7 protein-coding genes and 1 pseudogene are annotated in these 11,375 nt (G+C 64.9%); 4 read left to right on the forward strand and 4 right to left on the reverse strand.

What is annotated here, in order from left to right; genetic code table 11:
* The first annotated feature begins 198 nt into the window (after positions 1-198).
* The 3 genes and pseudogenes from ACZ60G_RS36995 (at position 199) to ACZ60G_RS37005 (ending at position 4,350) form a co-directional block, all read left to right on the forward strand.
* Positions 199-3,480, forward strand: a complete 3,282-nt coding sequence (locus ACZ60G_RS36995) for a protein kinase domain-containing protein (protein ID WP_465816309.1) — start codon at positions 199-201, stop codon at positions 3,478-3,480.
* 67 nt (positions 3,481-3,547) lie between these two features.
* Positions 3,548-3,889, forward strand: a pseudogene (locus ACZ60G_RS37000) (transposase); the annotation flags it as partial.
* A gap of 143 nt (positions 3,890-4,032) precedes the next feature.
* Positions 4,033-4,350, forward strand: a complete 318-nt coding sequence (locus ACZ60G_RS37005) for a hypothetical protein (RefSeq protein WP_465816311.1) — start codon at positions 4,033-4,035, stop codon at positions 4,348-4,350.
* Positions 4,351-4,472: 122 nt separating this feature from the next.
* Here the strand turns inward: ACZ60G_RS37005 and ACZ60G_RS37010 are convergent, their stop codons facing one another.
* The 4 genes from ACZ60G_RS37010 to ACZ60G_RS37025 form a co-directional block, all read right to left on the reverse strand.
* Positions 4,473-5,141, reverse strand: coding sequence for a TetR/AcrR family transcriptional regulator (locus ACZ60G_RS37010; protein ID WP_465816312.1), 669 nt, complete (start codon positions 5,139-5,141; stop codon positions 4,473-4,475).
* Between the two features lie 264 nt (positions 5,142-5,405).
* Entirely contained in the window at positions 5,406-7,010 is a 1,605-nt protein-coding gene (locus ACZ60G_RS37015; protein WP_465816314.1) for an FAD-dependent oxidoreductase, read from the reverse strand.
* Positions 7,007-7,903 (reverse strand): alpha/beta fold hydrolase, encoded by an 897-nt coding sequence (locus ACZ60G_RS37020; protein ID WP_465816315.1) that lies wholly within the window; start codon positions 7,901-7,903, stop codon positions 7,007-7,009. Before ACZ60G_RS37020 ends, ACZ60G_RS37015 begins: the two co-directional genes overlap by 4 nt.
* Entirely contained in the window at positions 7,900-8,754 is an 855-nt protein-coding gene (locus ACZ60G_RS37025; RefSeq protein WP_465816317.1) for an alpha/beta fold hydrolase, read from the reverse strand. Before ACZ60G_RS37025 ends, ACZ60G_RS37020 begins: the two co-directional genes overlap by 4 nt.
* A 243-nt stretch (positions 8,755-8,997) precedes the next feature.
* Between ACZ60G_RS37025 and ACZ60G_RS37030 the strand changes: the two genes are divergently transcribed.
* Complete coding sequence (locus tag ACZ60G_RS37030) at positions 8,998-11,226, forward strand: MMPL family transporter (protein ID WP_465816319.1); 2,229 nt, start codon at positions 8,998-9,000, stop codon at positions 11,224-11,226.
* Positions 11,227-11,375: the final 149 nt, after the last annotated feature.

Here is an 11,375-nt window from a genome sequence, read left to right on the forward strand (position 1 = left end):
GCTGAAGCGTCATTTGAAGGAGTCGCCGGCGCAGGCGTGGCGAGCGAGGTCCACCGCTTTTCCGGGGGAGGGCGCTCTCGGCTGGAAGCCGACAAGGGCGGCCCGTGCCCTGTGGTCGGCGATACGCTGGGCATTGTCGAAAGGTAAGCGCATGGTGCCCGATGTTCGTGCACGTATGGAGTGGATTGCCCACCGCTGATGGTCGGTGATGATCCACCGCGGACCCAACGTGACGTGAATATGCCCGTCTCGGTGGAGTTGAGCGCGTCCGGATTCGAGGACGCCGAAGAGATCGGCCGTGGTGGCTTCGGGGTGGTCTATCGGTGCACCCAGGTGGCCTTGGACCGCACGGTTGCGGTGAAGGTGCTGACCGCCGAGCTGGACGAAGACAACCAGACGCGGTTTTTACGAGAGCAGAAGGCGATGGGTCGGTTGACCGGGCATCCGAACATCGTCACGGTGCTCCAAGTGGGTGTCACCGCGAGCGGGCGGCCCTATCTGGTGATGCCGTATCACCCGTTGGATTCGCTGGATGCGTGGGTTCGTCGGCAGGGTCCGATGCCGGTGCAAACCGTGCTGTGGATCGGGGTGAAGATCGCGGGTGCGCTCGAGAGCGCACATCGGCTCGGCATCGTGCATCGGGATGTGAAGCCGGGCAATATTCTGCTCACCGATTATGGTGAGCCGGCGTTGACCGATTTCGGTATCGCCCGCGTTGTCGGCGGGTTCGAGACGGCCACGGGTATCTTGACCGCATCTCCGGCGTTCACCGCACCGGAGGTGCTCGGCGGCGAGACGCCGACTGCGGCGGCCGATGTCTACGGTCTGGGTGCGACCTTGTTCTGCGCGCTGACCGGGCATGCCGCGTATGAACGGCGTAGTGGTGAGCAGGTGGTGGCACAATTCTTACGGATCACCAGCCAGCCGGTGCCGGACCTGCGCGAGGGCGGAATTCCCGATGACGTGGCGGCGGTAGTGGAATCGGCGATGAACCGAGATCCAGTGCAGCGGCCGTCGGCGGCGGAGATCGGCGAGGCGGTCCGGCAGGTACAGCGTCATCACGGATACCCGGTGGGCGAGATGGCTCTGCACGGGAAACCGGTTGCAGCCCAAGGGGTGTGGGACCATACGCCGTCGATGCCGGAATCGGCCCCGTGGCAGATCGAAGAGGGTCGCGGCAGCACTGGTGAGCTGCCGCTCGAGTTGACCAGATTCGTCGACCGTCGCACTGAGACGGCGGAGATCAAGAACCTGCTGTCGGTGTCGCGCTTGGTGACGTTGGCGGGAATCGGTGGGGTCGGCAAGACCCGGCTGGCGCTGCGAGCGGCGTCGAATGCTCGACGCGATTTCGCCGATGGGGTGTGGATGATCGAGCTGGCCGACGTGCGGGACCCTGCCCTGCTGGTCGATGTCGTCGCTGCGGGTATGGGCCTGCGAGACGATTCGGCTCAGCCGATGCGGCAGGTGCTGGTCGAGTTCCTGCGTTCACGGGAGACGCTCCTTGTTCTGGACAATGGCGAGCAGGTTGTCCAGGCGTTGGCGGAGCTGGTCGAGGAATTGTTGCTGGCGTGTCCGAGCGTGCGGATTCTGGTCACCAGCCGCGAGCCGTTGGACGTTGCCGGCGAAGCGGTGCTGCGGGTGCGGCCGTTGGCCGTTCCTAGCCCCGATGTCGAGCCGACGCTGCGGGTACTGCCCAAATACGACGCGGTGAGTTTGTTCGCCGATCGCGCCGCGGCGGTCGTGCCGGGTTTCGAGGTCACCGAGCAGAACAAAGCCGCGGTGGTTGGTATCTGTTCGCGGTTGGACGGGTTGCCGCTGGCGATCGAACTCGCCGCGGCGCGGATGCGCGCGATGTCGCCCGAGCAGATCCTGCAGCGGCTGAGCGACCGGTACGCGCTGCTCACCCGCGGTAGCCGCACCGCGCCGAGGCGGCAGCAGACGCTGCGGTGGTGCATCGACTGGAGCTACCAGTTGTGCAAGCCGGTCGAGCAGCGGTTGTGGGCCCGGTCGTCGGTGTTCGCCGGCGGTTTCGAACTCGATGCCGCTGAACAGGTGTGCGGCGCCGACCTTGCGCCGGAGAATCTGCTGGATGCCTTGTCCTCCCTGGTCGACAAATCGATTGTGAACCGCGACGAGCTCGATGGTGTCGTGCGTTTCCGGATGCTCGAGACCGTGCGCGACTACGGGCGCGAGCAGTTGCATGAGTCTGGCGAGTACCGGGATCTGCTTCGACGACACCGCGACTGGGGCCAGCGATTGGTGCTGGATTCCGTGGCCGACTGGATCAGCGACCGACAGCCCGACTGGCTGGCTCGCCTTGATCGCGAGCAACCGAATCTGCGGGCTGCCCTCGAGTTCTCCCTCTCCGAGGACAGTGCGGACTCGGCCGAGGCCGGGCTGCGCACCGCCAACGCACTATTCGGGTTCTGGAGCTTTCGGGGTCGGTACGGTGAAGGTCGACGGTGGCTCGACCGCGCCCTGGCCCACCCGGATTCGGGCTCGATACCCGACCGTGTCAAGGCGCTCGAAGCCTGCGTTTTCATGTCCGCGGCGCAGCGGGACCTTCGATCGGCAGCGTCATTACTGGAGCAGGCGCGTGCACTCGCCGAACAGGACCCCACTCCCACGAACCAGGCGCTGATCGCCTACGCCAGCGGCACGCTGGCGCTTTATCGAGACGAACCCGCTCGCGCAGTCTCCCTCTTCGAGCGTGCCGTCGAGGTGTTCACCTCGAATAGGCGCGGGTACCTACACATTTCTGCGTTGATGCTGCTCGGTTGGGCCCACGCAGCGCAGGGCGATATACGGCGGGCGATCGAGTATCACGAGCAAATGCTTTCCATCACCGAAGCATGTGGCGAATCGCTTTATCGGTCAACTGCGCTGTGGGGCTTGGGCATTGCCGCATGGCAGCAAGGCGAGCGGTCTCGCGCACAACAGTTGCTGCAGGAATCGCTGCGAGTCAACCAGCGCATGCACAGCCCTGTCGTCGCGGCGCTCGATCTCGAGGGACTGGCATGGACCCGCACAAATGGCGATGGTGAGCGCGCGGCCGTGCTGATGGGGGCCGCGGAGAATCTGTTGCGGTCCTCCGCGTCCGGGTTTTCTGTCTTCCCGGGGCTGACCCACGTTCACGACGAATGCGAGCGGATGGTGCGTCGCGCGCTCGGCGAACGACGATTCGAAACGGCGTTCCGGCGCGGCCAGGCGATGGGGCACAACGCCGCGGTGAGCTACGCACTGGGCGAGGCGCCGCCCGCCACCGCGCCCGCTTCGCAACTGACATTGACCAAGCGCGAACGGCAGGTCGGAGACCTTATTGCCCAGGGACTCACCAATAAGCAGATCGCCGCGAAATTGGTGATCTCGCAACGCACTGCGGACGGGCATGTGGAACATATCCTGAGCAAACTCGGATTCACCTCCCGCGCGCAGATTGCCGCCTGGATCGCGAACGAGGCCCAGCGCGAGAGTTCTTGACCGCACTCTTCACATTGTGATTTGTTTCTTGTGTGTCGGGATCGGTTGTGTTGCATGATGTTCGGCCGTGACCGACGAGTTGTCGAAGCGGCTGGTGCCCGACGAGCTGTGGGAGTTGGTGGCACCGCTGCTGCCGGAGTTCACTCCACGCGCACAAGGTGGCGGAACCGCGCCGGTGGACCAGCGGGCTGTGTTCACCGCCGTCGTGTACGTGCTGACCAGCGGTTGCGCGTGGCGGATGCTGCCACCATCGTTCGGGGTGACGGTGCCGACGGCGCATCGCCGGTTCACGGTGTGGACCGACGCCGGTGTCTGGCGGCGATTACACCGCGCGGTGCTCGACGAGCTGGGCAGCGAAGGCTTGATCGACTGGTCGCGTGCGGTAATCGACGCGGCGTCGGTGCGAGCCTAATCAGCACAATCTGGCGGGCACGGGGAACTGGCACGAAAATGACAGACTTTCAACGACTTTCACGACACCAACCGCCACGACCTTGCCCGATCACCTCACCTGCGCCGACTCGACACGCCGCAGCAGGCAAGATGACCCCCATGCCCGCGATCCCGGACTCGACCAAGACTTCCCTGGCCCAGCGGCTGCGCCAGCATGCTGCCGCGCACTGGCCCCAGCTGACCGGACTGCATGTCCGCTACCACGGCCAATTCGCCTACGTCGAGGGCGAACTGGCCGATGGCGACCGGCTACCCCTCATCCGGCTCCGCTACAGCGGATCGGCTTCGATGTGGGGATTCGGCCTCTACCTCGCCAGCAGCGGCAAATACGAAAACCAGATCCTGCCCACCGGACTCACCGCCGGCAGTCCCCAACAAGCCCTCGACTGCGCCTGCGACCTCTACCTCGGGCACTGACCCCCGAAGAACTTGCGGGCGGAACCACTAAGCCGGACCAGCCGAAGGCTGCCCACGAGGCCGAAGCGCCGAAGTAGAACCGGCTGTCATAGCGCCGCATTGCTGAGCGGGCAGCCGTAGACCTACGCGGCTGTTTCGCTCACAATATTGTCGATGTCGGGAAGCGGCTCGCGGCAGATGTCCTTGGCCTCTTCGGGGGAGATGCCGAACATCCGCAGTAGATCTTCGGTGACCTGATCACTGGCTGCGGCATCGTCTCGATCGGGTTGATTGTGCAGCAACTGCCCAAGGGACAACGCGGCACCCGCGACGATGGCGAGGGTGAGCGCCGGATCGCGGATGGCGGTGAAACGCCCTGCGCGCATGCCGTTCTCGATATCGCGCAGTGCTCGCGGCGCGAGCCCACGATCCGAACTGGCCAGGGTGAGCCCATTGTTCAACAACACTTTGCTCAGCTCGGGGTTGAGCCGATGCAGTCGACCGGTGAGCCGGAAGCTCTGCGCGAAAATGTGTGCGGGATCCTCGAGCCCGTCCGTCAGCCGATCGAGAGCGGCGCCGTGTAGATCCAATGCCTCCGCGACGGCGGTGGCGAAAAGATCGTCTCGGCTCTGGAAATGGTTGTAGAACGAGCCCATGCCGACATCGGCGGCTTGGGTGATCTCCAGAATCGGCGCGTGCAGCTTGCCCTCGGCGATGAATGATTGGGCGGCCCGCACCAGCGCTGACCGCGTCTTCGCTTTGCGTCGCTCCAAGCGACTCGGCTTCGGCGCTGCGTCAGCCTCGTCCACCACGTGTTCCCACACCTTCCGATCTGGTCAGCCGAGCATAGTCGCTCGAATATTCACTACTGACGAATGTATCAAAGATGTGCTGAATGGGGTGACTGTCGACTCGCAGTCGGACGGTGCGCAATGTCGGTCCACTCCTGCGGCTCGATACACCTCGCGCGCCCGGAGGAACGAAGCCCTCCGGGCGGCCCCAGTCCGGGCGATGCCGGATCGATTATCGCGAGATGGTGCCGGATGCTTCGGTTCGTCGCAGCGGCGCGCCGATCGTCAGACTTGCCGGCGCCGTCCGGTGGGCGCCTTGCTGTTCGCCTTATGCGCCGGGACGACGCGATCGGCGGCCGGAATCAATCCGGCGGCCTGCGATTGTACGGATGTCCGATCCGTGGTCGCAATGGCCCCGATATAGCCGTCGGGTCGGATGAGCAGCAGCGTCGGGCCGGTCAGACCGTAGGTAGCCGCGAATGATCCGGCCCCGTCCGCGAGCGCTAGGTCGGCAGCGACCTGTTCGCCGCTGTCTACGACGATGCGCTTCAGCCTGGCGCCGAACGGTGGCCACGACAGTGCGGCCAGATCGGCGGCGGCCTCGCGTCGGTACGCGATCGCGGTGAAATGTGGTCCCGCGAGCGCGTCGAAAAGTCGCTGCGGTCCCCCCGCCGCGTTCAGCAATTTCGCGTCCGGCGCACGATCGCCGACCACGAGCGTGGCTGTTTTTCCCGTCGCGCCCGGTGTCAGCGGTCCGTCGCGGTAGTTCAGCCCCAGTTGCCGTTCGTCATCGCCGCGTTTGATCGATGAGGGATCGAGTTTGGCCAGGCCGTCATACTTCTTGGTGGAAAGCCCCAATACCCGAGCGGCGATCGGTCGTCGCTCGGCCTCGTAGCTGTCGAGCAGGGTGTCGGGAGCACCGGCGAGGACCTGCCCGAGCTTCCAGCCTAGGTTGTACGCGTCCTGTAGACCGGTGTTGAGCCCCTGCGCACCCGCGGGGGTGTGCACGTGCGCGGCGTCGCCCGCCAGGAATACCCGCCCGGAGCGGTAGCGCTCGGCCAAGCGAATGTTGGGCCGGAACACCGTCTTCCACCCGATCCGGGACAGTCGGATGCGCTTATCGCCGGTGTGGGCGCGAATACGCGCGTTCAGGCTGTCCTCGTCGAGTGCGGGCTCCTCGTCCGGTCCGAGCCGGATCATCCACTGGAACATCTCCGAATGCGGCAGCGGGCAGGCGCCGATGAAGCGGCCACTTGGCCGCGGCCACAGATGCCAACGATTACCGGTCAGCCCCTCCGTGTAGGCGTCGACGATGATCATCCGGTCCGACTCGTCGGTATTGCCCGCGAATCCGATGCCGAGCACCTTGCGGACCGTACTCGCGCCGCCGTCCGCCCCGACGAGGTATCTGGCACTGATCTTGCTGACACCATCGGGGCCGGATACCGTCGCCGTCACCGCATCCGGATGCTGCTCGAATCCGACCAGTTCGGTAGTTGTTTCGACGGATACGCCCAACCGGTGCAGCCGGGCGCGCAAGGCCGCGTCGGTTCGGAACTGCGGTATCAGCCAGGGATTGGGATAGGGCACATCGGCTGTTACCTCGTGACGGGATTGCATGTGCCACTTGACGTTCACGGGTCCCAGGTGAATGCCGAGCGGGGGATAGGTCGAGCCGCCTCGCAGAATATCGTCGAGCACGCCCAAATCCTCGAGCACCTCCAAGCTGCGCGGCTGAACTCCTTTCGCCCGGGAGCCCTCGAAGGAGTGTGGTGCCTTGTCGACGATCCGCACGGCAAGTCCACGCCGGGTCAGATCGATGGCAAGCGTGGTGCCGGTCGGCCCACCGCCGATGACGAGGGCGTCGATCGAATCAGTGTTCGTGTTCACTGCGGCAGTCCCTTCTTGGCACGCTCGACGAATGCGACGAAACGCTCGCCCATCTGAGCAGGCTCCTCGTAAGGGACCATGTGGCCGCACTGTGCGAAGACGTGGGTCTCGTCCGGCGCCAACAGGGCGCAGACCTCGTCGAAGTTGGTGATCGGCGTTACCTGATCCTCGTCGCCCCACAGCAGCATTTTCGGCACCGGCAGTTGTCCGGTGCGCTGGTAAAGGTCCTGGCGAGCTGCCAACGGGAAGTCGGCGACGGTGGCGGACAAGGCGTAGATGGAGCCCTCGAATTCGAAGCACTCGCGCACCATCGCGGTGAGCTTCGCCGACTGCTGTGGATCGCGGACGTTATGGGATAGGTGCCGGTCGAGCATTCGGCCGCCGAAACGTTTGGCCAGCACACTTCCGATCACATCGTTGCGCAGCACTTTCGCGGCGGCGGGCGCGGACTGGAGTCCGGCCGGTCCTGCCATCGTGAGCGTCAGGACGCGGTCGGTGTGCTGTGCGGCGAAGGCCATCATCACCAGTGCGCCCATCGAGGTTCCGACGAGGTGGTAGGGCTCGGACTGACCGAGCAAATCGATGAGATCGGCGATCTGCCGCAGGAACAGCGGCTCGCCGTAGGTGGTCTGCACTCGATCCGAATAGCCGCGCCCATAGCTGCTGTAGGTGAGGGTGCGGAATCCGGCACGGTGCAGTTCGGGGACGAATCCGTCCCAGTAGGATAGAGGGATCGTGAGACCGCCCGCGAGTACGACGAGTTCACCGTCGGCGGGGCCGGTCAACTCGTAATGGGTGATGCCGTCGCGGCATTGCAGGAATTCACCCCGTAACTGGGTGCGGGTCGCCTGGTTCAAGCGGCGGGACTCGTCGCGAGTGATGAAATATTTCACCGTTGGTCCTCTGTGGGTGATGCCGTCTGGTCGGTCAGGAATTTCGCGATGGCGGCCGCGACCCAGTCCGGGTCTTCGTCGGGCAGTAGATGGCCGCCCTCGGCGTGCGTGCGTACGCTGCTGCCGGGGATGTCGCGAGCGAAGTACTGACCATCGATGGCGGCGCTGCGCAGGACCAGCGTCGGGGCGGTGATCTTCGCCAGTTCGGCGGTGCGGTCGAGTTGATCGATATTGGCGAAGTCGATGAACGCGTCCCGGTTACCTGGGCGTGCCACCATCGCGTGCACCCGGTCGACCATCGCCTCGTCGACGACCGCTGATCGGCCGACCAGCCCGCGCAGGTTGCGCTCGGTTGCCGAACGGGAATTCAAGCGCCGCAGCAACTGTCGTCCGATCGGGTTGCGGGCCAGGCGCAGTGCCAGTGGTAATGACTTGCCGGGGTAGCCGGTCGCGTTGATCAATATCAATCGGTCTACCCGTTCTGGGAAGTCGAGTGCGAAGTTCCATGCGACATTGCCGCCGAGCGAGTTGCCGACCACGGCGGTCGATGCGACTCCGAGTGAATCCAGGAAGGCCGCGACTGTCTTGGCGAAGGTCTGCACCCGGTAGTCGCGGTCGCCACGCGGGCCGGTCAGGCCGAAGCCGGGCAGATCCGGCCGGATCACGTCGAAGGACGACGATAAGGATGCCGCTACCCGATCGAAGCTGTGCAGCGACGATCCGCTGCCGTGTAGCAGTAGCACCGTCGCGCCGGCGCCTGCTCGCTTGTAGTGAATGCTCAGGTCATCGACGGTGGTGAAGAGCGAATCCGGGTCGATGTAGTCGTCGGCTATTACTCGTCGTCCAGTCATAATGGTTACAGTGTGTCCGTTATTAGTATGGGCCGTCAAGCGGTATCGGCCCCGGTGTTGCCGAAATCATCAATGGAGCCGATGGGTGGCGTTATGGTGGGCGTTCGCGCTCCGGTGAAGTGACGTTGCCTGACTGTTGCATCGTAGTTGATTATTTCGTCACTCTTGCTGTTGCTGTGGCTCTGCTGGTCCACACGCTTCGTTGTCGTGTCGGTTTGACCCCAATCTGGAATCGAGGGTTCGATGTCTCGTTACCTCTTCGCGCTCGGCAGGCTGGTGGTGCGTCGCCGCTGGTGGGTACTGATTTTGTGGGTGCTTCTGCTGGTCTGCGGCATCGGATTCGCTGTCGGAACCGGCGGTAAGACCACCGACGACTTCACCGTTCCCGGCACGGAATCGCAGGATGCTGTGGCATTGCTGCAGGAGCGGATGCCGACCTTCAGCGGCGCGCAGATGCAGGTCACCTTCGCGACGCCGGGCATGGCGAAGGTGACCGATGCGCAGCCGAGCGCCGAGATCACGCGCACCATGGCCGCTTTCAAGGAGCTGCCCCAAGTCGCTGCGGTTGTGGACCCGTTGGAGACCAAAACGGTCTCGCCGGATCAGCGGGTCGCACTGGGCAGCGTGCAGTTCTCCGAGGCGGCGGGCAAGGTCGATGAGGAGACACTCGACGCGGCGGAAACGATCGCGGAGTCGGCTCGGGATGCGGGGTTGCAGGTCGAGTTCTCCGGCGGGGTGTATCCGGGATTCACGACAGAAATGCCCGAGACTCCGGAGATCATCGGCATCATCGTGGCCTTCCTGATCCTGATGATCACCTTCGGCGCCGTCGTCGCGGCGGGCCTGCCGGTCGTGACCGCGCTGATCGGTGTCGGAATCGGTGTCACCGGCATCCTCGGTACCGCCGCCTTCGTCGATGTCCCGGCCGCGGCGATGTCGCTGGCCCTGATGCTGGGGCTGTCCTGCGGAATCGACTACGCGCTGTTCATCCTGTCGCGGCACCGGCACAATATCGTGCTGGGAATGCCTGTGGCGGAGTCGATTCCATTGGCAGTCGGCACGGCGGGCAGCTCGGTCGTGTTCGCCGCGGTAACGGTGATCATCGCCTTGTGCGGGTTGTCGGTCGCGGGGATATCCTTCCTGACCGTCATGGGATTGACCGCGGCGGGTGCGGTACTAGCCGCCATGCTCGTCGCGCTCACCTTGCTGCCCGCGCTGCTGAGCCTGGCCGGTGGATCGGTCGCCAAGTTCATCTCGCCGCCGTTGCATCCCGACCGGCCCGAAGAGGTCGCACGCATCGCCGCCTATGAGCCCGAGCGCACCATGGGCCATGCGTGGGGCAGGTTCGTCACCCGCTTCCGCGTGCCGCTGGTGATCGTGGGAGTCGCGGTACTCGTCGCCTTGGCGGTTCCCGTCACGCGGATCCATCTCGGACTGCCCGGCGGTGCGTCCCAGCCCGCGTCCAGTACCGCGCACAAGGCCTACAACATCATCGACCATTCGTTCGGACCCGGTTTCAACGGTCCACTGGTGGTGGCGGCCGATATGTCGCGGGCGACGAGTCCCGATGCGGGCCAAGCGTTGATGGCGCGGTTCCAGCAGGAGCCGAATGTCGCTGCCGTCCAGCCCGCGGGTACCGGAGACGGTCTGCTGCTGCTCCAGGTGGTGCCCAAGACCGGTCCCGACGACACCGCCACCGCGGATCTGGTGACCCGACTGCGTGACGATCGAGCGGATATCGAGGCGGGCACGGGGGTGAGTTTCCTGGTCGGCGGGACCACCGCGGCCAATATCGATACCTCCAGTCGACTGGCCGACGCACTGCCGATCTTCCTCGCGGTCGTCGTCGGCCTGGCATTGATATTGCTGACGATCGCGTTCCGCACCGTGCTGGTACCCCTGTCCTCGATCGTCGGCTTCATCCTGTCGGTCTTCGCCGCACTCGGCATCCAGGTCGCGGTCTTCCAATGGGGCTGGGGCGCAAGTCTGCTCGGTGTGACCAAGGGGCAGACGCTGAGCTTTCTGCCGATCATCATCCTGGCGATCATCTTCGGGCTCTCCAGCGACTACCAGATCTTCGTGGTGTCGCGGATCAAAGAGGAGTACAGCCGCACGTCGGAGGCTATCGCGTCGGTGCAGAGCGGTGTCGCGCATTCGGCACGGGTGGTGACCGCGGCGGCGCTGATCATGTTCGGTGTGTTCGTCGCGTTCATCACGGTGGACAACCCGGTCACCAAACCGCTCGCGTTCACCCTGGCAGTCGGCGTGCTGCTCGACGCGTTCGTCGTGCGCCTGACCCTGGTGCCCGCCGTGATGGCCTTGATCGGCGACCGGATGTGGTACCACCCGCGTTGGTTCGGCCGGATCGTCCCCGACCTCGATATCGAAGGCACCGAACTCGAGCGTCGGTTGCATGCGGAAGAGGAGGCCCGCACTGTGAACGCCGAAGTGTCGCAAGCTGCTGCGGACTGAATCCGGAGCCCGAGCGTTCACCGGGGCCGCCAGGGTTGGGCGTGGATGAGCGAATCGGGAGGTGCTGCGAATGCCAGCGGACTTCTCACATCTCCCGGTATCCGGCGACATCGTTGCCGCCGGTGCCGACATCTTTTGCTGCGGCAGTT

This window comes from Nocardia sp. NPDC102475 (assembly GCF_055584605.1).